At 73.4% G+C, this 21,294-nt stretch carries 18 protein-coding genes; 8 read left to right on the top strand and 10 right to left on the bottom strand.

Going from position 1 to position 21,294, the window contains the following annotated elements:
* Positions 1–202 precede the first annotated feature (202 nt).
* Positions 203–2,515 carry a HelD family protein gene (locus FOF52_RS04125; protein ID WP_248592504.1) on the top strand — a complete coding sequence of 771 codons (2,313 nt, stop codon included), beginning with the start codon at positions 203–205 and terminating at the stop codon, positions 2,513–2,515.
* Between the two features lie 127 nt (positions 2,516–2,642).
* On the opposite strand, the gene FOF52_RS04120 is transcribed toward FOF52_RS04125, so the two are convergent.
* The 8 genes from FOF52_RS04120 to FOF52_RS04085 all read right to left on the bottom strand — a co-directional run bounded on the left by FOF52_RS04120 (position 2,643) and on the right by FOF52_RS04085 (position 10,787).
* Positions 2,643–3,626, bottom strand: a complete 984-nt coding sequence (locus FOF52_RS04120) for an aldo/keto reductase (RefSeq protein ID WP_248592503.1) — start codon at positions 3,624–3,626, stop codon at positions 2,643–2,645.
* Entirely contained in the window at positions 3,626–4,027 is a 402-nt protein-coding gene (locus tag FOF52_RS04115; RefSeq protein ID WP_248592502.1) for a MerR family transcriptional regulator, read from the bottom strand. The genes FOF52_RS04120 and FOF52_RS04115 overlap by 1 nt, the downstream gene beginning before the upstream one ends.
* A gap of 52 nt (positions 4,028–4,079) precedes the next feature.
* Complete coding sequence (locus FOF52_RS04110; RefSeq protein ID WP_248592501.1) at positions 4,080–4,721, bottom strand: TetR/AcrR family transcriptional regulator; 642 nt, start codon at positions 4,719–4,721, stop codon at positions 4,080–4,082.
* 4 nt (positions 4,722–4,725) lie between these two features.
* A complete protein-coding gene (locus FOF52_RS04105; RefSeq protein WP_248592500.1) occupies positions 4,726–5,847 on the bottom strand; it encodes an acyltransferase in 1,122 nt (373 codons plus the stop codon).
* 91 nt (positions 5,848–5,938) lie between these two features.
* Positions 5,939–6,655 carry a hypothetical protein gene (locus FOF52_RS04100; protein WP_248592499.1) on the bottom strand — a complete coding sequence of 239 codons (717 nt, stop codon included), beginning with the start codon at positions 6,653–6,655 and terminating at the stop codon, positions 5,939–5,941.
* 146 nt (positions 6,656–6,801) lie between these two features.
* Positions 6,802–7,647: an SAM-dependent methyltransferase gene (locus tag FOF52_RS04095; RefSeq protein ID WP_232306814.1), complete on the bottom strand. Its 846-nt coding sequence runs from the start codon at positions 7,645–7,647 to the stop codon at positions 6,802–6,804.
* Positions 7,648–7,992: 345 nt separating this feature from the next.
* The gene (locus tag FOF52_RS04090) at positions 7,993–9,225 is read right to left on the bottom strand and encodes an acyl-CoA dehydrogenase family protein (RefSeq protein ID WP_248592498.1); all 1,233 of its coding nucleotides are present in this window, start codon (positions 9,223–9,225) and stop codon (positions 7,993–7,995) included.
* Positions 9,226–9,350: 125 nt separating this feature from the next.
* Positions 9,351–10,787: a helix-turn-helix transcriptional regulator gene (locus FOF52_RS04085; RefSeq protein WP_248592497.1), complete on the bottom strand. Its 1,437-nt coding sequence runs from the start codon at positions 10,785–10,787 to the stop codon at positions 9,351–9,353.
* 211 nt (positions 10,788–10,998) lie between these two features.
* Here FOF52_RS04085 and aceA point away from each other — a divergent pair, with 211 nt between their 5' ends.
* On the top strand, positions 10,999–12,288 hold the full coding sequence (gene aceA, locus FOF52_RS04080) for an isocitrate lyase (protein ID WP_248592496.1): 1,290 nt from the start codon (positions 10,999–11,001) through the stop codon (positions 12,286–12,288).
* A 438-nt stretch (positions 12,289–12,726) separates the two neighbouring features.
* On the top strand, positions 12,727–13,545 hold the full coding sequence (locus tag FOF52_RS04075; protein ID WP_248592495.1) for a CPBP family intramembrane glutamic endopeptidase: 819 nt from the start codon (positions 12,727–12,729) through the stop codon (positions 13,543–13,545).
* A 6-nt stretch (positions 13,546–13,551) separates the two neighbouring features.
* Here FOF52_RS04075 and FOF52_RS04070 read toward each other — a convergent pair whose 3' ends face one another.
* Positions 13,552–14,772 carry an MFS transporter gene (locus tag FOF52_RS04070; protein WP_248592494.1) on the bottom strand — a complete coding sequence of 407 codons (1,221 nt, stop codon included), beginning with the start codon at positions 14,770–14,772 and terminating at the stop codon, positions 13,552–13,554.
* Between the two features lie 128 nt (positions 14,773–14,900).
* Between FOF52_RS04070 and FOF52_RS04065 the strand changes: the two genes are divergently transcribed.
* The 4 genes from FOF52_RS04065 to FOF52_RS04050 all read left to right on the top strand — a co-directional run bounded on the left by FOF52_RS04065 (position 14,901) and on the right by FOF52_RS04050 (position 18,370).
* On the top strand, positions 14,901–15,590 hold the full coding sequence (locus FOF52_RS04065) for a FadR/GntR family transcriptional regulator (protein WP_248592493.1): 690 nt from the start codon (positions 14,901–14,903) through the stop codon (positions 15,588–15,590).
* Between the two features lie 209 nt (positions 15,591–15,799).
* Positions 15,800–16,585 carry an ABC transporter permease gene (locus tag FOF52_RS04060; protein WP_248592492.1) on the top strand — a complete coding sequence of 262 codons (786 nt, stop codon included), beginning with the start codon at positions 15,800–15,802 and terminating at the stop codon, positions 16,583–16,585.
* Positions 16,578–17,384: an ABC transporter permease gene (locus tag FOF52_RS04055; RefSeq protein ID WP_248592491.1), complete on the top strand. Its 807-nt coding sequence runs from the start codon at positions 16,578–16,580 to the stop codon at positions 17,382–17,384. The genes FOF52_RS04060 and FOF52_RS04055 overlap by 8 nt, the downstream gene beginning before the upstream one ends.
* Positions 17,381–18,370 (top strand): ABC transporter ATP-binding protein, encoded by a 990-nt coding sequence (locus FOF52_RS04050; protein ID WP_248592490.1) that lies wholly within the window; start codon positions 17,381–17,383, stop codon positions 18,368–18,370. Before FOF52_RS04055 ends, FOF52_RS04050 begins: the two co-directional genes overlap by 4 nt.
* Positions 18,371–18,449: 79 nt before the next feature.
* Here FOF52_RS04050 and FOF52_RS04045 read toward each other — a convergent pair whose 3' ends face one another.
* A complete protein-coding gene (locus tag FOF52_RS04045; protein WP_248592489.1) occupies positions 18,450–19,373 on the bottom strand; it encodes an Lrp/AsnC family transcriptional regulator in 924 nt (307 codons plus the stop codon).
* A 339-nt stretch (positions 19,374–19,712) separates the two neighbouring features.
* Here FOF52_RS04045 and FOF52_RS04040 point away from each other — a divergent pair, with 339 nt between their 5' ends.
* The gene (locus tag FOF52_RS04040; protein WP_248592488.1) at positions 19,713–21,212 is read left to right on the top strand and encodes an LCP family protein; all 1,500 of its coding nucleotides are present in this window, start codon (positions 19,713–19,715) and stop codon (positions 21,210–21,212) included.
* The last annotated feature ends 82 nt before the right edge of the window (positions 21,213–21,294 follow it).

Genomic DNA, 21,294 nt, shown 5'->3' with positions numbered 1-21,294 from the left:
CGGGCGGTCGCTGGTCATCGGGAATGCGAACCACAAGCGCCGCCTAGGAGCGGCGCCACCACTGATGCCGAGTCGGTGCTGTTCGCATGCGCAGCAGTGTAGCGCGTGACACAGGGTTTCGGGGAGCCCACGGAGAAATGATAAGCTCCCCTCTCGTTCCCAAGAGAGAATAGAAATCCTCACTTAGGAGTTTACCATAGCCATGGAGCTTCGTCAAGGCTCTGATGTCTCGCCGGGACCGGACGGCTCCGCGGCCGATCCCCGCTCCGCCGAGCTCGCCGCCGAGCAGGAACGGCTCCGCCTGCGGTACGCACGGCTGGACGAGGTGCGCGCCGAGACCGAGCGGGCGCTGCGCGCGACCTTCGGCTCCCACGGCACGGGCACCCGCCAGGCCGCGGTGGAGCGGGAGGTGCGGGCCGACGAGCTGGCGCGCCGGCTGTCCCAGCTGTCGGGGGTGGAGCGGGGCCTGTGCTTCGGCCGGATCGACCTGGCGGGTGCCGACGGCGAGGCCGGCGAGACCTACTACATCGGCCGGATCGGCCTGCGCGACGCCGACCACGAGCCGCTGCTGGTCGACTGGCGCGCCCCCGCCGCGGCCCCCTTCTACACCGCCACCCCGGCCCGCCCCCGCAACCTGGTGCGCCGCCGCCACCTGCACACCCGCGACCGCCGGGTCCTCGGCCTCGACGACGAGGTCTTCGACCTGGACGGGCTGGCCGAATCCGACCGCCGCGGCCTGGTCGGCGAGGGCGCGCTGCTGGCGGCGCTGCGCCGCGAGCGCACCGGACGGATGGGCGACGTGGTCGCCACCATCCAGGCCGAGCAGGACCGGGTGATCCGCTCGGAGCTGCCCGGAGCGCTGGTGGTGCAGGGCGGCCCCGGAACCGGCAAGACCGTGGCCGCGCTGCACCGGGCGGCCTACCTGCTCTACACGCACCGCCGCGTCCTGGCCCGCCGCGGCGTGCTGGTCGTCGGCCCCAACACCACCTTCCTGCGCTACATCGGCCAGGTGCTGCCCTCGCTCGGCGAGACCGACGTGGTGCTGTCCACCCTGGGCGAGCTGTTCCCGGGCGTGGCGGCCACACGCGACGAACCCGACCCCGAGACCGCGCGCGTCAAGGGGGACGCGCGCATGGCCGACCTGCTGCGCCACGCCGTGCGCGGGCGCCAGCGCGCCCCGCGCCGCGGGATCACCGCGCACGTCGACGACATGACGCTGCACGTGCCCGGCGAGGTCTGCCGGCGCGCCCGCGACCGGGGGCGGGCCCTGCGCCGCCCGCACAACGCGGCCCACCGGACCGTGGCGGCCGAGCTGCTCACCGCCTTCGCCCGCGACCAGGCCCGGCAGTTGTCGCGCCCCCTGGACGACGAGGACCTGCGCTACGCGCGGGCCGCGCTGCGGCAGGAGGAGTCGGTCCGCGCCGCGCTCGCCGAGGTGTGGCCGCTGCTGACCCCGCAGCAGCTGCTCACCGACCTGTTCGCCGATCCCGGCCGGCTGCACCGCGCGGCGCGGTCGGCCGGGCTGTCGCGGGAGGAGGAGCGGGCGCTGCTGCGCCCCGCGGGCGCGGAGTGGACGGTGGCGGACGTGCCGCTGCTGGACGAGGCCGCCGAACTGCTGGGTGAGGACGACTCCGCGGCGCGGGCCGCGGCCCGCGCCGCCGAACGGCTGCGGCGCGCCGAGGAACGCTACGCCCAGGGGGTCCTGGAGATCACCGGGCTGGCCGGCCGGGGCTTCCTCGACGCCGCGATCCTGGCCGGACGCCACCGCGCCCCCGAGGCGCACCTGACCACCGCCGAACGCGCGGCCGCCGACCGCACCTGGGCCTACGGGCACGCCATCGTGGACGAGGCCCAGGAGCTGTCGGCGATGGCCTGGCGCACGGTGCTGCGCCGGGTCCCCACCCGGTCGCTGACCGTCGTCGGCGACATCGCGCAGACCAGCAGCCCCGCCGGGGCGCGCTCGTGGGCGCAGGTGCTCGACCCGCACCTGGGCGGCCGCTGGCGGGAGGAGCGGCTGACCGTCAACTACCGCACCCCCGCCGAGATCATGGCGGTCGCCGCCGACGTCCTCGCCGAGGTCGCCCCCGACGTGGAGCCGCCCGAGTCGGTGCGCGACGGCGGCACCCCGCCGCGCGCGGTCCGGGTGGTCGAGGGGGCCCTGGCGGCCGAACTGCCCCCCGTGGTCGCCGCGGAGTCGGCGGCCGTCGGCACGGGGCGGCTGGCGGTGATCGCGCCGGCCGCGCGCCTGGGAGAACTGCGGCGCGCCCTGCCCGACGCCGTGTTCGGCGCGGCCTCCGACGTCCTGGACTCCCCCGTGGCGGTCCTCACCCCCGTCCAGGCCAAGGGGCTGGAGTTCGACGCGGTGGTCGTGGTCGACCCCGCGGGGATCGTCGCCGCGGCCCCGCAGGGCGGCCGCGACCTCTACGTCGCGATCACGCGGGCGACCCGCCGCCTCACCGTGGTGCACGAGGGGCCGCTGCCGCCGGTGCTGAAGCGGTTGGCGGACGCGGACTAGGCCCCGGAGCGCCCCCGCGGGGCGGCCACCGCCGCCTCCCCGCCGGGGCGGGCCGCCCGACCGGCCCGCGGGGTCCGGCCGCGGGGCGCGGCGGTCCCCCGGTCCCGGGGAGGGACCGGGGCCGGACTCAGCCCGCCGTGTCGAGGCGGGCCCGCTGCTCGGCGGTCAACTCCAGGTCGGCCGCGTCCAGCGCCTCGTCGAGCTGGGCGACCGTGCTGACCCCCACCAGCGGGATGACCGCGGGGTCGCCGCCCATCAGCCAGGCCAGCACCACCTGGTTGGCGGTGGCCCCGCACTCCGCGGCGACCTCGCGCAGCGCGGCCCGGCGCGCCTCGGTGCCGGGGTGGGCGTAGGGGGGCGACAGCTCCCGGTCGGGGCGCACGTAGGCGCCGTAGAGCAGGGAGGTGTAGGCGACCAGCGCCAGCGGACGGCCGTCCCGGTTCTCCTGGACGATGTGGTCGAGGTGGTCGACAGTGGCGTGCATGTGCCCCGCCTGGGGCAGCGGAACGTCGAAGCGGGGCTGCAGGTAGCTGTAGCGCAGCTGGGCGACCTCGTAGCGGGGCCAGCCGCGGGCGTCGCTGAGGGCGCGCGCCCGCTCCAGCCGCCAGGCCCGGTGGTTGCTGGCGCCGAGCAGTCCCACCTGCCCCTCGTCGACCAGTTCGGCCAGCGTCGCCAGGGTCTCCTCCAGCGGCACCGAGCGGTCCTCGATGTGCGGGTAGACCAGGTCGAGGCGGTCCATGCCGAGCCGTTTGCGGCTGCCCTCGACCGCGGCGCGCACCGCGGCGGCGGACAGGCCCTCGGCGTCCTCCAGTCCCCGCCCCGGGGTGCGGGGCCGGCCGCCGAACTTGGTGGCGACGAGGACCTCGTCGGTGACGCCGCGCGCGGCCCGCCACCGGCCCAGCAGCGTCTCGCTCTCGTCCCCGACGAACCCCTCCACCCAGAACTGGTAGTTGTTGGCGGTGTCGACGAAGGTGCCGCCCCGTTCCACGAAGCGGTCCAGGATCGCGAAGGAGTCCTCCTCGCCGACCTCGCTGCCGAACTTCATCGCGCCCAGGCAGATCGCGCTGACCCGGCGGGCCCGCTCCCCGCTGCCGATGGTCGTGTAGCGCATCAGCGCACCTCCTCCTTCTCCTGGTCCGGGCGGCGCTCGGCGAGCACGCCCCGGTAGTAGTCGATCTTGTGTCGGATGGCTTCCTGGCGGCGGCACAGCTCGGCGATGCGCTCGGTCAGCTGCGCGTCGTGCTCCTCCAGGAGTTCGACGCGCAGCGGAATCGTGTGGTCGCCGTCGCGGACGAGTTCGGCGAACTCGCGCAGCCGGGCGATGGGCATGTCGGTCTCCCGCAGGCAGCGCACCAGGTCGAGCAGTTCGACGTCGCCGGCGCGGTAGCGGCGGTGCCCGGAGGGGGCGCGCTCCACCTGGGTGAGCAGCCCCTCCCGCTCGTAGTAGCGCAGGGTGTCCAGGCTCAGCCCGAACCGCTGGGCCACCTCGCCGGGGGTGTAGTAGTCGGTCATGGACCACAGCCTGGATGCTGGAGTGCACTCCAGGTCAAGTCCCGGCGGCGCTTCACCCGGCGTGCGGGGCCCCGCCGCCGGTGACGGCGCCCACGACGGCCTCGGTCAGGTCCTCGATGACGTCGTCGTAGGCGATCTCGGGGTGGTCCAGCCACCACTCCCCCGCGGCCTGGACCATGCCGATGACGGCGTGCGCCACGATCTGGGCGCGCACCGGGTCGGCGATGTGCCGCTCGGCGACCAGCGTCTCGGCGAACTCCTCGCCGAAGCGGCGCACCATCAGGCCGACGTCGCCGCGGGTGCGCGGGTCCTCGGCAGTGGCGCGGTGCATCAGGAAGCGGTAGAGGTTGAGGTTGTCGCCGATCATCCGCAGGTAGGTTCCGACGGTGGCGCGCACCCGCGGGCGCAGGTCGGCGGGCTCCCGCAGTTTCTCCCGGACCCGTTCCATGAGCGGGTCGACGTGCCGTTCGGCCAGGGCGCGGTACAGGCCGCTCTTGTCCCCGAAGTGGCGGTACAGGATGGGTTTGCTGATCCCCGCCTCGGCCGCGATCGCGGTCATGGGGGCGTCGGGGCCTTCGCGCTGGATGACGGCGTCGGCGGCGTCCAGGATGGCGCGCCGGCGGCGGGGGTCGCGGCCGCGCAGGGCTCGCCCGCCCCGGGCGGTCGCCGGCGGCACTACGGGATCGGGGCTCACACCCTCACACGGTAGCGCGCACCCCGGGGATCCGGCGGAGGACGGCGGTGGCGAGGAGGCTGGCGGCCAGCACGGCGGCGGTCTGGGCGAGCACGGTGGCGACCATGGCGACCGGGTGGTCGGGGATGCCGGTGAACGAGCGCAGTTCCCGCAGCAGGATCAGGTGCACCAGGAAGACGCCGAAGCTCAGGTCGGCCAGCGTGCGCAGCCGCCGGCGGGCCGCGGTGGTGTCGCGGTCGGGCGCGGTGAGCCGCCGCCAGCGTCCGGTGAGCGGCTTGAACAGCAGGAACAGTGCCACGGACATGGCCAGCACGGTCGGTGAGAGGTAGTCGTAGGCGTAGGCGGTCTGGGCGTTCCATTCGCCGTGGGCCAGGGCGGTGGCGCCGACCAGGCCGGCGGTGGCGGCGACGGAGGCGACGAAGACCGCGCCGGCGGTCCAGACGCCCCGCCGTCCCAGGACGGTGCCGCGCAGCAGGTGTCCCAGGAGGTAGTAGCCGAGGTAGGGCAGGAAGCGGGTGACCGCGTTGGCCTCGCCGATCCCGGCGAGGTCGGAGATCGCCTGGTCCGCCACGCCCAGGGCGGTCGTCAGGACGGCCGCCCACCACAGGGTGCGCCTCGGGGCGTGGGCGGTGAGGACCCGCAGGAAGGGGGTGAGCGCGTACAGCCCGGCGAGTACGAACAGGAAGTACAGGTGCACCGCGGGCTGCCCGGCCAGGATCCGGTGCAGCGCGTCGGGCCAGTCGTTCCACCGCTCCACGAACAGGTCGACGGACAGGTAGAAGGCGCTCCAGGCGGCCAGGGGGATTCCGATGCGGCTGAACCGCCGCCGGTAGAAGGCGCGCAGGCCCTCGCGCCGGGGGGTGAGCAGCAGCGCCCCGCTGATCATGATGAACACCGGGACGCACCAGCGCACCGCCGAGTCCACCACGTTGGCGGTCCACCAGGTGGCCGTGCCCAGCGCGGTGTGGTCGCGGGTGACGACCACGGCGACGGCGTGCAGCAGGACCACGGCCGTGATGGCCGCGATCCGGGCCACGTCGAGCCAGGCCGTCTCCACCGGTGTGGCACCGGTCACGGAGCGTCGCGGCGCGGACGGTCGAGAAGCGTAGGAGGTCTGGACGGTCATGGAGGCACCCGGTGCGGTCGACGGCGAAACTGATCGAGATCGTACCGTTACCGGATTCCCATCCGACTCCCAGGTGAACGGAATCGCCGTCTCAGGGCTGCCGGAGGCGGATCCACACGGCCTCGGCGCGGGCCAGTTCGGCGCCCGCGGTGTCGTAGAGGGCGCTGGCGGTGTGGACCTTGCGCCCCTCGACGCCGAGCAGGCGGCCCAGTACCACGTGGGGCTCTCCCGGGCGGGGGACGGCGAACACGGCCGCGGTCAGCTGTCCGAGCAGCATGGGGCGCCCGGTGATGTCGACCGACCAGCCGCCCGGGCAGTCGAGCGCGGCCCAGGCCAGCGGGACTCCCGCGGGGTCCGCTCCCGGCGTCCACGCGCAGGCCACCGTGTCCGTCCGCGCCTCGTCGTCCAGCGGCCCGGCGAACAGGCGCAGCCCGTCGCCAACCCGCCGCGCGGGCCCGCACACGAAGCAGGTGGGGAAGGGGTGGCCGTGGCGGCCGCGGTAGCCCGCGCTCGCACGTTCGGCCTCGGCGAGCGGCACCGGTTCGATCCGCCGCGCCGGCACCGGCGCGGGAACCGCCTCGGCGACCGTGTCCTCGCCGAGCAGCAGGCGGACGCCGCCTCCGGGAGCGCGGCGCACCGGCATCGGGGTCCGCAGCGGCGGCGGCTGGTGCAGGCGGACGCGGACGGCGGGGGCGTCGACGTGCTGGGCGAGGAGGCCCGAGAGGTAGCCGCCGTTGGCGGAGTCGGGCGGGCCGTTGAACCGGGCGGCGACGGTGAGTTCGGTGTCGCGGCCGGAGTGCTCGGTCATCGCGTGCGCGGCGCACTCTGGGCGGGGCGGCGCCGCTGCCTCCCTTCTCCCGGACGGGGGTGCTGTCCACCGGTGGTGCCCGGCTGACACACTCTCACACCCGCGGGCCCGGACCGGGCCCCGTCCCGGCCCGGGCGGGGGCGGCGTCAGCGCTTGACGCCCAGGCCCGCCAGCATGAACTGCTGGTAGGGGTTGAGGTTGTCGGGGTCGACCGGGGTGTCGGGGCGCCACAGCGCGTGGAACACCAGCCCGGGCTCGACCAGTTCGAGGTCGCCGAAGAACGCCCGGATCTCCTCCCGGCTGCGGGCGTAGCCGACCCCCAGGGCCTCGCGCGCCATGTCGGTGATCTCCTTCTGCACCTGCAGGCCGGTGTAGGCCCAGGAGGTGATGGCCACCATGCTGCCCGCGGGCAGGGCGTCGACGTAGCGGCGCACCAGCCCAGCGGGGTCGGCCTCGTCCGGGATGTGGTGCAGGATCGCGATCAGCATCAGCCCCACCGGCTGGTCCAGGTCGATGAGCCGCTTCACCTCGGGGGTGTCGAGCACCTCGTCGGGGCGGAGGAAGTCGGCGGTGGTCACGGCCGTGTTCTCGTTCTCGGCCAGCAGCGCGCGGCCGTGGGCCAGCACCACGGGGTCGTTGTCGATGTAGACGACCCGGCAGTCGGGGTTGACCTGCTGCACGACCTGGTGGGTGTTCTGCGCGGTGGGCAGGCCCGAGCCGAGGTCGATGAACTGCGTGATGCCCTGTTCGGCCATGTGGCGGGCCAGGCGGACCAGGGTCCTGCGGTTCTGGATCGAGACCTCTTTGACGCCGGGGTAGCGGGCCTCCATCTGGTCGACCAGGGCGCGGTCGACGGGGAAGTTGTCCTTGCCGCCGAGGGAGTAGTCGTAGGCGCGGGCGATGCTCGGGACGTTCGGGTCGATGCCTTCGGGCAGCTCCCGGGGGGCGGGGAAGGTCGTCTTCATCCAGGAATGGCGGGACTCGTTCGGCATGGCGCAATGCTAGCCAGCGGTGACCCGCGGTGGGGCCGGAACTCCGGATCGGTCGGCGGACGCGTGTATTTCCGGTCCGCCGTTTCCGGCTCTGCGCAGGAAGCCGCGCACGGCGGCCGCAGATCGCTCCGGAGCGGCCGGACCGCAATCCCTCCCCGCCGGCGGTCCGGGGAAGGGGGCAGCGACGGCCCCGCAGGGTCCCCTCCGCCCTGCGGGGCCGTTCTCCTGTCGGCCGAAGAGCGTCGGCCCCCGTCCCGGACACGGCGGGGACCGGCCGGAACGACCGGATCCGGTTCCGCTTCCCGGCCGTCGCACCCCGCTGCACCCCGCCGAACGGCGAAGACGTCAGCGCAGCGGCAGGCCGGTGATGGTGCGGCCGATGATGAGGCGCTGGATCTCGGAGGCGCCCTCGAAGATGGTGAAGATCGTGGCGTCGCGGTGCCAGCGCTCCACCGGGTACTCGCGGGTGTAGCCGTTGCCGCCGAGCAGGCGGATGGCGTTCTGGGTGACCCAGGTGGCGGTCTCGCTGGCGAACAGCTTGCTCATGGAGCCCTCGGCCTGGGCGAAGTCCTTGCCCCGGCTGGCCATCCAGGAGGCCCGCCACACCAGCAGGCGGGCCGCGTCGATGCGGGTGGCCATGTCGGCGAGGGTGAAGGCGACCGCCTGGTTGTCGCCGAGCGGCCGGCCGAACTGCTCGCGCTGGCGGACGTAGTCGAGGGTGTACTCGTAGGCGGCGCGGGCGCAGCCCACCGCCATCGCGCCGACGGCGGGGCGGGACGCCTCGAAGGTCTTCATCGCGGCCTGTCCGCCGGAGCGGCGGCCCTCGCGGGCGCGGGCCAGGCGCTCGTCCAGTCTCTCCTTGCCGCCGAGCAGGCAGCGGCCGGGCACGCGCACGTCGTCGAGGATCACCTCGGCGGTGTGCGAGGCGCGGATGCCGTGCTTGCGGAACTTCTGCCCCTGGGACAGCCCCTTGGTGCGGGGCGGGACGACGAAGCTGGCCTGGCCGCGCGAGCCCAGTTCGGGGTCGACGGAGGCCACGACCACGTGGACGTCGGCGATGCCGCCGTTGGTGATCCAGGTCTTGGTCCCGTTGAGCACCCACTCGTCGGTGGCCTCGTCGTAGACGGCGCGGGTGCGGATCGCGCCGACGTCGCTGCCCGCGTCGGGCTCGGAGGAGCAGAAGGCGCCCAGCCGCACGTCGTCGGGGGTGCCGAACATCTCCGGGGTCCACTCCAGGACCTGCTCCTGGGTGCCGTTGGCGGTGACGGCCACCGCGGCCAGCGTGGTGCCGGTCAGCGACAGCGCGATGCCGGGGTCGCCCCAGTACAGCTCCTCGTAGACGACGGGGATGGCCACGCCGCTGGGGTCGAACATCTGGCTGGCGAAGAAGTCGAGGGAGTACAGGCCGATCTTGGCGGCCTCCTGCAGGATCGGCCAGGGGGTCTCCTCCCGTTCGTCCCACTCCGCGGCGGCGGGGCGGATGACGTCGCGGGCGAAGGCGTGCACCCAGTCGCGGACCTCGCGCAGGTCCTCGCCCAGTTCGAGGCTGAACGTCGGCGCGGGCGTCTCGTCGCTCATGTCGGTGTCCTCCGAGGGGTGTGGACAACAGGTGTTACCAACGGTAACATGTGTTCGGGGTCATGACACGGGGGTGGCTCCGGCGCCTGCCGGAACCACCCCCGACTTCCTCCTCCGCCCGCGGACTAGGCGATCTCGTACTTCTCCAGGAAGGTGTAGACGTCGGTCTCGTCGACCCCGGGGAACTGGCCGGTGGGCAGCGCGGCCAGGACGTGGGAGTGGGCGCGCGCCGAGGGCCAGACGTTGCCCTCCCAGCGGGAGGCCAGCTCCGAGGGCGGCCGCACGCAGCACTCGCCGACCGGGCACTCCGACTTGGTGCGGTTGGTGGTCTCCCGGCCGCGGAACCAGCGCGACTCCTTGTAGGGCACGCCCAGGGTGATCGCGAAGTTGCGCTCCCGGCTGGGGTCGACGTGCGCCACGCACCAGTGGGTGCCGTTGGGCTTGTCGGTGTACTGGTAGTAGATGGAGTAGCGGTCGGGCGAGGCGAAGACCTGCCGTCCCGACCAGTAGCGGCACAGCCGCTGGCCCTCCACCGCGCCGGTGTCGTCGGTGGGGAAGATCAGCCCGTCGTTCTGGTACGCCTTGTAGATGATGCCGGTCTCGTCGTTGCGGATGAAGTGGCAGACGAGGTCGAGGTGGCGGGTGGCCAGGTTGGTGAACCGGTGCGCGGCCATCTCGTAGGAGACGGCGTAGACGTCGCGCAGGTCCTCCACCGACAGGTCGCGCACCTGCTTGGCGTCGGCCAGGAACGGCACGGCGGTGGACTCGGGGATCAGCACCGCGGCGGCGAAGTAGTTGGCCTCCACCCGCTGGCGCAGGAAGTCGGCGAAGTCGCGGGGCGGGGTGTGGCCGAGCACGAAGTGCCCCAGCGTCTGCAGCAGGATGGTGCGGGGCGTGTGCATGCCCAGCGACTCGCGCTTGAGGTAGATGCGGCGGTTGCGGGTGTCGGTGACCGAGCGCACCGAGCGCGGCAGGTCGGGGACGTAGCGCAGGGTGAACCCGTGGTGGGCGACCATCGACAGGATCATCCCCTGCGACAGCGCGCCGCCGCGGTAGCCCACCGCGTCCAGGGTCTGCTGGGCGGCCTTCTCGATCTCGGGGAAGTAGTTGTCGCGCTCGCTCATCAGGCGGCGCAGGTCGGCGTTGGCGCGGCGGGCCTCCTCCGGGGTGGTGGTCGGCTTGGTCTCGCGCCGCTTCAGCTCCTCGTACAGGCCGACGATGTGCTCCAGCACGTCGTTGGGCACCCGCTTGCCGACCTTGAGGTGGGGCAGGTTGAGGGACTGGTACAGCGGGTCCCGCTGGGCCTCCTCCAGCGTGATCTCCAGCTGGGCGCGGCGGCTGGGGGGCTGGCGGGAGAGCAGCTCCTCCACCGAGACGTCCAGCACCTTGGCCAGCGCGGTGAGCAGGGAGAGCTTGGGCTCCCGCTTGCCGTTCTCCAGCAGTGACAGCTGCGACGGCGCGCGTCCCACGCGTTCTCCCAGCTCAGCCAGTGTCATGTTGCGGGAACGGCGAAGATGCCGGAGTCGCTGGCCAAAGGTGACGAGATCTAGGTCACCCGGCAAAGTCGGTATTTCTTCAGTCCCAAAGTACGGCATGCGTTCATCATAGGGAAAAAACTGCAAATCTTCACCCGAATCCGGCTCGAAGAACCGTGGAAGTTTGCGAAGAATGGTGATCACCGGCGGGGAACGAACCGCGAACCGCACCACCTGACGTGGGGGCTCTCCAGCCGGTGGACTTACCAGGGGATCAGACTCGTAAGGCGGGAAGACCATGAGCATCACCGGTCGTCAGCAGGAAGCCAGCGCGGCTCTCCAGAGGCAGTGGGAGACCGACCCGCGCTGGAAGGGCATCGAGCGGACCTACTCCGCCGAGGACGTGATCCGGCTGCGCGGCTCGGTCACCGAGGAGCACACGCTGGCCCGTCTCGGCGCGGAGCGCCTCTGGAACCTGCTGCACACCGAGGACTACATCAACGCCCTCGGCGCGCTCACCGGCAACCAGGCCGTCCAGCAGGTCCGCGCCGGCCTCAAGGCCATCTACCTGTCGGGCTGGCAGGTCGCCGCCGACGCCAACCTGTCCGGGCACACCTACCCCGACCAGAGCCTCTACCCGGCCAACTCGGTCCCGCAGGTCGTGCGCCGGATCAACAACGCGCTGCTGCGCGCCGACCAGATCTCCTGGTCCGAGGGCGACGAGAACGCCCCGCACTGGCTGGCGCCGATCGTCGCCGACGCCGAAGCCGGCTTCGGCGGTGTCCTCAACGCCTACGAGCTGATGAAGGCCATGATCGCCGCGGGCGCGGCGGGCGTGCACTGGGAGGACCAGCTGGCCTCCGAGAAGAAGTGCGGCCACCTGGGCGGCAAGGTCCTCATCCCCACCGGCCAGCACATCAAGACCCTCAACGCCGCGCGGCTGGCCGCCGACGTGGCCGGGGTCCCCAGCCTGATCATCGCGCGCACCGACGCCCAGGCCGCCACCCTGATCACCAGCGACGTCGACGGGCGCGACCGGCCGTTCATCACCGGCGAGCGCACCGCCGAGGGCTTCTACCGGGTCCGCAACGGCCTGGAGGCCTGCATCGCCCGCGGCCTGGCCTACGCGCCCCACTCCGACCTGCTGTGGATGGAGACCTCCACGCCGGACCTGGAGGTGGCCCGCCAGTTCGCCGAGGCGATCAAGGCCGAGTACCCCGACCAGATGCTGGCCTACAACTGCTCGCCGTCCTTCAACTGGAAGCGCCACCTGGACGACGCCACCATCGCCAAGTTCCAGCGCGAACTCGGCCACATGGGCTACAAGTTCCAGTTCATCACCCTGGCGGGCTTCCACTCGCTCAACTACTCGATGTTCAACCTCGCCAAGGGCTACGCGGCCAGCGGCATGAGCGCCTACGTCGAGCTCCAGGAGGCGGAGTTCGCCGCCGAGTCCGACGGCTACACCGCCACCCGCCACCAGCGCGAGGTCGGCACCGGCTACTTCGACCTGATCAGCACCACGATCTCGCCGGACGCCTCCACCACGGCGCTGGCCGGGTCCACCGAAGAGGAGCAGTTCCACTAATTCCCCGTCCCCCGCGCACCGGGCGGCCCCTCCCCCGCCCGGTGCGCCCCCAGACCTTCCCCCCGAGGAAGACCGGCGCTCAGCGGCTCACTGACGTCGCGGTCTTCCCCCGACGTCCGTCCCGCCCCCGCTTTCGTGGCTGGGGCGCGGGTGGGACGGACGTCCCGCCGCCGGCCCTGCGGCTCCCGTGTCACCCGCGGGGCCGGCGGCCCCCGGACCTCCCTCCCCCCGAGGAAGACCGGCGCTCAGCGGCTCACTGACGTCGCGGTCTTCCCCCGACGTCCGTCCCGCCCCCGCTTTCGTGGCTGGGGCGCGGGTGGGACGGACGTCCCGCCGCCGGCCCCGCGGTTCCCGTGTCACCCGCGGGGCCGGCGGCCCTCTCCGTTTCCGGCCCCGGCGCCGCGGCCGCCCCGTCGGCTCCGCTGGCAGAATTCGGGCATGGCCGAACCGACCCTGAACCCCGCCGACGGCTCCCCCTCCGCCCCGAGCGCCCCCGCCCCGCCGACGCGCCGGACGCTCTGGGTGGAGGTCTGCTGCGTCCTGGCCCTGTCGCTGGGCGCCTCGGCGGTGGCCGCGACGATCTCCTTCGTCGGTGCGCTCACCGCGCCGGCGGCCCTCTCCGAGCAGACCGCGAGCCTGGTGACCTCGGCCGCCGACGCCGAACGCCCCTGGCTGGACCTGTCCTGGCAGCTGTACCGGCTGCTGTTCGCGTTCGCCCCGGTGGCCCTGGTGCTGTACCTGCTGCACCGGTCCGGCGAGTCGGCCCGGACGATCGGCTTCGACCTGCGCCGCCCCGGTTTCGACCTGGGCTGGGGCGTCCTGCTGGCCGCGGGCATCGGCCTGGGCGGCCTGGTGGTCTACCTGGTGTCGGTGCAGCTGGGCGTCAACCGCCCCATCGCGCCGAGCACCCTGCACGGGCACTGGTGGCAGCACGCGGTCCTGGTCCTGCAGGCGGTCAAGAACGGCGTGCTGGAGGAGGTCGTCGTGGTCGGCTACCTGCTGCTGCGGCTGGAGCGGCTCGGCTGGTCGCCGGTGCGCGCGGCGGCGGCCTCCGCGGTGCTGCGCGCCTTCTACCACCTCTACCAGGGGGTGGGCATGTTCGTCGGCAACCTGGTGATGGGGCTGGTGTTCTGCTGGTTCCACCGCCGCTTCGGCCGGGTCATGCCGCTGGTGGTGGCGCACGCGCTGATCGACGTCGTGGCGTTCGTGGGCTCGGTGTACCTCATCGGCCGCCTCGACTGGCTGCCCGGCGCCTGAGTCGGCTCAGCGGCCCGCGGCGACCGGCTCGCCCCCCACGGCCCCCTCGATGTGGCGGGGGCGGCTGAGGAGCACGCCGCAGCCGCCGTGGGTCAGCGCGAGCACCACCAGCAGGGCGATCGACAGCCGCCAGTCCCCGCTGGCCTCCCGCAGCAGGCCGAAGAGGAGCGGCCCGGTCCCGGCCAGCAGGTAGCCGACGCCCTGGGTGGCGGCCGACAGCGCCGCGGTGCCCTGCGGGCTGCGGGCGCGCAGTCCGAAGAAGGTCAGCGCCAGGGGGAAGGAGGCCATGCCCGTTCCGATGAGGGTGGCCCACAGCCACGCGCCGCCGACCGGGGCCGTGAGCAGTCCGGCGAATCCGACCAGGTAGCAGAGGACGAAGAGGGCGACCAGGGGCCACTGGTTGCGCAGCCGGGCCACCAGCGCGGGCACCGCCAGCGAGGCGGGGATCGACAGCGCCGTCAGGTACGACAGCACCAGGCCGGCCTCGGGGGCGGGCATGCCGTGGTCGCGCAGCAGGTGCGCGAACCAGCCGAACATGATGTAGGCGACGGCCGACTGGGTGGCGAAGAACAGGACGCTCTGCCAGCCCAGGGCGGTGCCCAGGACCGCGCGCACGCTCATCGCCCGGTCCCGCGCGTCCCGTGGCGGCTCGTGGCGCAGCGCCGCGATCCAGGGCACGGCCGCGACCAGGCCGAGCAGGGCGTAGCCGCCCAGCGCGGGGCGCCAGTCGCCGCCGAAGGCGGTGGCGACGGGGACGGTGGCGGCGGCCGCCGCGGTGGTGCCCAGCGCCATCGCGGTGGTGTAGGCGGCGGTCAGCGCCCCCACCCGGTCCGGGAAGTGCTGTTTGACCAGGGTGGGCAGCAGCACGTTGCCGACCGCGCCGCCGGCCAGCGCCAGGGAGCTCAGCGCCAGGAACAGCCACTGGTCGCCGACCAGGACCCGGCCGGCCAGGCCCGCGGTGAGCGCGACCAGGGAGGAGAGCAGCACGCGGTGCTCGCCCCAGCGGCGCAGCAGGGCGGGGGTGAGCGCGCCGAAGGCCGCGAAGCACAGCACCGGCAGCGTGGTGAGCAGCCCGGCCGTGGCCGGCGACATCCGCAGTTCGGCGGTGATCTCCGCCAGCAGCGGTCCGACGCTGGTGATCGCCGTGCGCAGGTTGAGCGCGGCCAGGACCACTCCTGCGGCCAGCAGCCACCACACCCGGCGCGCCGTCCCCGTTCTCGGCGTCACACGCTCCCCCGATTGATAGGATGATCGGATATCTTCTAGAGGGTAACGTACCGGTCGCCAAGAGCCACTCCCCGCGAGAGACTTGGTCTAAGCTCCCGCGGTAACGGACATCCCCTAGGAGGTAGCGCGTGCCCCTCGCCTCGACGCGTCGCACCGGACTTGTCGACCAGGTCATCACCCAGCTGAAAGCGCAGATCGACTCGGGCGAGTGGTCGATCGGCGACCGCATCCCCACCGAGGCCGAACTGTCCGACCAGCTCGAAGTCGGCCGCAACACCGTACGCGAGGCCGTACGGGCGCTCGCCCACACCGGCCTGCTGGAGATCCGCCAGGGGGCGGGCACCTTCGTGCGCGCCTCCAGCGAACTGGGCGGCGCGCTGCGCCGCCGCCTCAAACGCTCCGAACTGCGGGAGAACTTCGAGGTACGCCGCGCCCTGGAACTGGAGGCCGCCCGGTTGGCCGCGCTCCGCCACACCGACGACGACCTCGCCGCCATCGACACCGCGATGGGCGAGCGGCTGGCCGCCTGGCGCTCCCGCGACATGCAGGCGTTCGTCGAGGCCGACTTCGCCTTCCACAAGGCGGTGGTGGCGGCCACGCACAACTCGCTGCTCATCGAGCTGTACGACGACATCGCCCAGGCCGTCTACGAGAGCATCGCGCACACGGTGTACGAGGAGGCCCCCGAGGCCCTCACCGAGGACCCCGCCCTGGACCACCAGCGGCTGGCCGACGCCATCCACGCGGGCGACGCCGACGGCGCGCTGCGCGAGGCCGCCTGCTACCTGGACGAACTGGTCACCCAGGCCGGCCCCTGAGCCCGGGCGGGAGCCTTCCCCTGCCTTCCCTCTCCGGTCCCGCCCCGCCCACCGCCCCTCACGCAGGGTGTCCAACCCGTTCCGGTCAGCCATCTCCGTCCTCCTCCGGGACGTGCTAGGATCTTCGCCCGCGGCGACCCGGACCTGCTGCGCTCCGCGCAGGGACGTGCCCCTTCCCTTGTCAAGAGGTCTTCCAAGGAGTACGGCACGTGCGGGTCTTCTGCGCGGTGTTCGCCCTCGGGCTGCGCCGCCATTCCACCTACCGGGCGGCGACCCTCTCCGCCATCGTCGTCAACTGCGTCTTCGGCGTGGTCAACGCCCTGGTCCTGCTGGCGGTGTTCGACGCGCGCCCCCGCATCAACGGCTACACCGCCGCCGACGCCGTCACCCAGGTGTTCGTCGCCCAGGCGCTGATCGGCGTCACCGCGATCTTCGGCCCGCCACTGGACGTGGGCGGACGCGTCCGTGACGGGTCGGTCGCCGCGGACCTGCTGCGTCCGGTCGACCCCCTGCTCTGGTGGCTCGCCCAGGACCTGGGCCGCGCCGTGTTCGGCCTGCTGGTCCGCAGCGTTCCCACGTTCGCCTCCGGCGCGGTGCTGTTCGCGCTGCCGCTGCCCGCCGACCCGCTGCGCTGGGCCGTCCTGCCGGCCTCCGCCGTGCTGGCCGCGCTGGTCGGGTTCGGGCTGCGCCACCTGTACGCGCTGAGCGCGTTCTGGCTGGGCGACAGCAGGGGCGTGGAGTCCGTCGGCTGGCTGCTGGGGCCGTTCTGCTCCGGCATGCTGCTGCCGCTCACCCTGTTTCCCGACGCCGCGGCCGCGGTGCTGCGCCTGCTGCCGTGGGCGGCGCTGGTGCAGATCCCCGCCGAGGTGTTCCTGGGCCGCACCGGCACCGCGGTCGGCCTGCTCCACCAGGCGCTGTGGGCCGCGGCGCTGCTGGTGCTGGGCGCGGTGCTGGGGGCGCGGGCCAGGCGCAGGGTGGTGGTCCAGGGTGGTTGACCGCGTCCTGGCCCCCTACGCGCTGCTGGTGTGGGCGTGGTGCCGCGCCGCCGCGCAGTACCCGGTGTCGCTGACGCTGCTGACACTGGCCCAGCTCGGCGCGATCGGCTCCGAACTGGTGGCCCTGCTCTTCGTGTTCGGGCACACCGAGGCGCTCGGCGGCTTCACCCTGGCCGAGGCGCTGCTGGTCTACGGGCTGGCCGTGACCTCGTTCCGGACGGCCGACCTGCTGTTGGGCAACACCGAACGGCTCGGGGAGCACATCCGCGACGGCTCCTTCGACGTCATGCTGGTGCGCCCGGTCGCCCCGCTGGTGCAGCTGGCCACCGACGGCTTCTCCCCGCGGCGGGTCGGCTCGGTCGTGCCCGGCGTGGCCGCGCTGGCGGTCGGCCTGGCCTCGGCGGGCGTGGAGTGGACGGCCGGGCGCGTCGCCGCGCTGGCCGTCCTGCTCGCCTCGGGCACCGCCCTGTGCTGCGCGGTCTGGCTGGCCGGGGCGTGCCTGCAGTTCTTCGTCACCGAGGCGCGGCAGCTCGCCCACTCCGTCACCTACGGCGGCCAGGCGCTGACCGAGTACCCGCTGTCGCTCTACCCCCGCGCCGTGGTGCGTGCGGTGACCTTCGTGGTGCCGCTGGCCTTCGTCAGCTACCAGCCCGCCCTGTACCTGCTCGACCGGCCCGACCCGCTGGGCCTGTGGCCGGGACTGCGCCACCTCTGCCCCGCCGTGGCCGTGCTCGGATGCGTCCTGGCCGCCCTGGCCTGGCGCGCGGGACTGCGCCACTACCGATCCACCGGGAGTTGACCTTGGAGCCCGTCGTCGACGCCCGCGGCCTGGGCCGCGACTTCGTCCGCACCACCGGTCCGCTGCTGCGCCGCAGACGCGAGCGGGTGAACGCGGTGCACGACGTGACGTTCTCGGTGGCCCCCGGCGAGATCGTCGGCTACCTGGGCCCCAACGGGGCGGGCAAGTCCACCACGATGAAGATGCTCACCGGCGTCCTCACCCCCACCCGGGGGCGGCTGCGGGTGTGCGGCCTGGAGCCGGCCCGGCACCGCACCCGGCTGGCCGCGCGCGTCGGCGTGGTGTTCGGGCAGCGGACGGCGCTGTGGTGGGACCTGCCGCTGCGCGACAGCCTCGCCCTGACCCGCCACCTGTACCGGGTGGACGCCGCGACCCACTCCGCCCGGCTGGCCGAACTGGTCGACCTGCTGGACCTGGGGCCGTTCCTGGGCACCCCGGTGCGCCAGCTCAGCCTGGGCCAGCGCATGCGCGGCGACCTCGCGGCGGCGCTGCTGCACGACCCCGGCCTGCTGGTGCTGGACGAGCCGACGATCGGGCTGGACGTGGTGAGCAGGTCCGCGATCCGGGAGTTCCTGCTGCGCCGCAACGCCGAACGGGGCACCACGATCCTGCTGACCACGCACGACCTGGGCGACGTGGAGCGGCTGTGCCGCCGGGTGGTGGTGATCGACCACGGCCGGCTGGTCTTCGACGGCGGCCTGGACGGGCTGCGGGCCACCGCGCCCACGCCGCGCGTCCTGGTGGTGGACCTGGCGGCCCCGGCCGACCCGGTCGAGGTCGCGGGGGCGCGCACGGTGCGTGTCGAGGGGCCGCGCCAGTGGCTGGAGCTGTCGGCCAACCCGGCGGAGGTGATCGCGGCCCTCTCCCGGTCCCACGCCGTGGCCGACCTGACGCTGCGCGAGCCCGACATCGAGGACGTGGTGGCCCGGCTGTACGCGCGCGGCCGCGGCGCCGAAGCGCCCGCTCCCGGCGGCACGGCGGACTGAGCGGGCGGCGCGCCGCCGCCGGAACCGCCGACCGGCGGGCCCGGACCGCTCCGCTCCGGCGGCGGCGCGCCGTTCCGGCTCACCCCCCGCGGGGCTGCGGAACGGCCGTGTAGGACTGGCCGTCGATGCGCTGCCGCTCCTTGGCCACCGCCAGGTAATCCCAGGTCTCGGTGTAGCTGACCTCGGGGGAGCGGCGGATCGTCTCCAGCGTCTCCACGATGGTGCGCCGGTCGGCCGCGGTGACCCCGCCGACGATGTCGTAACTGCCGAACCCGGTGGCCGCGAACGACACCCCGGTGAGCGAGGCCAGGCCGCCCGCCAGCGCCGACGCGTCGCCGCGGCAGCGCAGTCCGAAGCCCAGCCGCTCGGTCACCCCGACCGCCGAGGCCTCGATGAGTGCCGTGACGTGGATGACGCCCGCGTCGATCAGCCGGACCACCCGGGAGCGCGCCGCGGCCTGGGACAGGCCCACGGTCCGGGCGAGGTCGGCGTAGGAGGCCCGCCCGTCGGCCTGCAGGCAGCGCACCAGCCGCCAGTCCAGCGGGTCGATGGAGACCTCCCGCAGCGGCCGCACGCTGGAGTACTCGTCCTTGGCGATCTGGTCGCCGCGGAAGACCTCCGCTTCGACGACTCCGGGGATCTTCCGCACCTGGGTGAGTTCGGCGGCCAGCGCGTTGTCGTCGCGGACCCGCACGTGCGCCACCACGGGGAAGCGCCCGGCGGTCTGCGCGGTGAAGACCACCGCCTCGCGCTGGACCAGTTCCTCTATCACCGGGCGAACCGGTCCGCAAACACGGAGTGAAATGTGTCCGAACACCTCCATTCCCATGACACCGGCGTGCAGCACCCCGACGATCCGGATCGCTCCGGTCGCGATGAGGTGCCTGACCCGGGCCCGGACCGCCGTACGCGACAGCCCCACCCGGTCCGCCAGGGCCTGATAGGTCGCTCTTCCGTCCCCCTGCAGCGCCCGCACGAGCGCCGCGTCGACCGCATCGAGCACGATGAGTGCCTTTCGTTGCTGTGACGACGCCTCCATCCCCCCGGGCGTCGCCCCCTCCTGCGGCCCGATCATGGCAGCTGGCGGGGCTGTTAACTACCGATCACGGAAGAAACGGGGCCGACTTCGGCCAGCCAACCGCAAGGAATCAGACATAACATCTAGATATCCAGACAAATCACTCGGCAGGTGGAGGTACCCCATCCCGGGGACGCCGTCCCAGCCACTCCGGCGAAGCGCCACACTGGATGCGCACGACAACGCGCCCACGGGCGAGAAGCGGGACACGGCCCCGGCCCGTCCGGGCGCCCGGTGGGACGGCAGAGAAAGGGAACGGATCCCATGGGCAGAAGACGGCGGTTGACCGAAACCCCCGACCGCCCGAGGAACATGACGCGGGCCCTGCTGTGGACCGCCGCCTCCACGGTGCTCCCCGGCGCAGCGCACCTGCGCGTCGGACGCCGCTGGGCCGGAGCCGTCATCCTGACCTGCTACCTGCTGCTGGTCGCGGTCCTGGTCTCCGGCGCCCTGGTGCTGCGCGGCGACCTGGTGCTGAGCGCCACCCTGGCGACGCAGGACCACTGGCTGCTGCTCGCCGGGATCACCGCCTTCGCCGTGGCGGTGCTGTGGATGACCGTGGTGGTCCACTCCTACGTGATCACCCGCCCCGAGTCGCGGGGACTGGGCCGCCGCCTCGCCGCGGGCGTGGTCGTCACGGCGCTGTGCCTGACCGTCGCGACCCCCGCGGCCGCGGTCGGCTACGCCTCCTACACCGCCTACGACCTGTCCAACACGCTGTTCGGCTCGGCTTCCGGGGAGCCGCACGACGACGCCGACCCGTGGAACGGCCAGGACCGGGTCAACGTGCTGCTGCTGGGCGGGGACGCGGGCCAAAACCGCTACGGCATGCGCACCGACACCATGATCGTGGCCAGCATCGACGTGGAGACCGGCGACGTGCTGCTCATCGGCCTGCCGCGCAACCTGGAGAACGTGCCCTTCCCGCCGGGCAGCGCGCTGGCCGAGCGCTACCCCGCGCCCTACGGCTTCACCGACCTGCTCAACGAGGTCTACCAGGCGGTCGCCGACGACCCGACGCTGGCGCTCAACCCCTACGTCACCGACCCCGCGGCCGACACCCTCAAGCAGGTGATCGGCGCCGCCCTCGCCCTCGACATCGACTACTACGCGCTGGTCGACATGCAGGGCTTCGAGGACATCATCGACGCCATCGGCGGTATCCGGGTCTACCTGGAGGAGCCCCTCCCCTACGGACAGCGCGGCGAGTACATCGACGCGGGCTGGCAGACCCTCGACGGCCGTGAGGCGCTGTGGTACGGGCGGACCCGGGTCAACAGCGACGACTACTCCCGGATGGGCCGCCAGGGGTGCCTGATCAAGTACGTGGCCGAGCAGGCCGACCCCGCCACCATCCTCACCAGCTTCCGGTCGCTGGCCGCGGCCGCCAAGAGCACCCTGCGCACCGACATCCCCCAGCCCAAGCTCCCGCACTTCGTGGAACTGGCCGAGAAGGTCGCCGAGGCCGACATGGACACCCTGCAGCTGTCCCCGCCGCAGGTCAACACCGCCTACCCCGACTGGGAGCGCATCCGCGAACTGGTGCGCGACGCGGTCCACGGCGCGCCGGAGCCCACGTCCTCCCCCTCCGTCCCCTCCACCCCCTCCACCGCTCCCGGCACCGACGTCTCCGCCGACGCCTCCGCGGAGTCCTCCGAGTTGACCGAGTGGCAGGAGTACACCGGGCTGCCCGAGCCCTCCCCCGACTCCCCGGGCCGCCAGGTCGGGGAGGAGGCCACCGCGCTCGACGACCTGTGCCCCTGACCCCGCCGCCTCCGTCCCGAACGGCCGGGCCGGATCAACGGAACGGCTCCGGCGATCTATGATCGGCCACGGGGGACGGGCT

The organism is Thermobifida alba (genome assembly GCF_023208015.1).
Classification (GTDB): Bacteria; Actinomycetota; Actinomycetes; order Streptosporangiales; family Streptosporangiaceae; genus Thermobifida; species Thermobifida alba.
The sequence above is the reverse complement of the archived record's forward strand: the minus strand, read 5'-3'. Positions and strand labels throughout refer to the sequence as shown.

Coding starts and splice junctions, on each gene's coding strand:
- FOF52_RS04125 (WP_248592504.1), top strand. CDS start 203: ATGGAGCTTCGTCAAGGCTCTGATGTCTCGCCGGGACCGGACGGCTCC.
- FOF52_RS04075 (WP_248592495.1), top strand. CDS start 12,727: ATGGCCGAACCGACCCTGAACCCCGCCGACGGCTCCCCCTCCGCCCCG.
- aceA (WP_248592496.1), top strand. CDS start 10,999: ATGAGCATCACCGGTCGTCAGCAGGAAGCCAGCGCGGCTCTCCAGAGG.
- FOF52_RS04120 (WP_248592503.1), bottom strand. CDS start 3,626: ATGCGCTACACGACCATCGGCAGCGGGGAGCGGGCCCGCCGGGTCAGC.
- FOF52_RS04105 (WP_248592500.1), bottom strand. CDS start 5,847: ATGACCGTCCAGACCTCCTACGCTTCTCGACCGTCCGCGCCGCGACGC.
- FOF52_RS04115 (WP_248592502.1), bottom strand. CDS start 4,027: ATGACCGACTACTACACCCCCGGCGAGGTGGCCCAGCGGTTCGGGCTG.
- FOF52_RS04095 (WP_232306814.1), bottom strand. CDS start 7,647: ATGCCGAACGAGTCCCGCCATTCCTGGATGAAGACGACCTTCCCCGCC.
- FOF52_RS04040 (WP_248592488.1), top strand. CDS start 19,713: ATGGGCAGAAGACGGCGGTTGACCGAAACCCCCGACCGCCCGAGGAAC.
- FOF52_RS04100 (WP_248592499.1), bottom strand. CDS start 6,655: ATGACCGAGCACTCCGGCCGCGACACCGAACTCACCGTCGCCGCCCGG.
- FOF52_RS04090 (WP_248592498.1), bottom strand. CDS start 9,225: ATGAGCGACGAGACGCCCGCGCCGACGTTCAGCCTCGAACTGGGCGAG.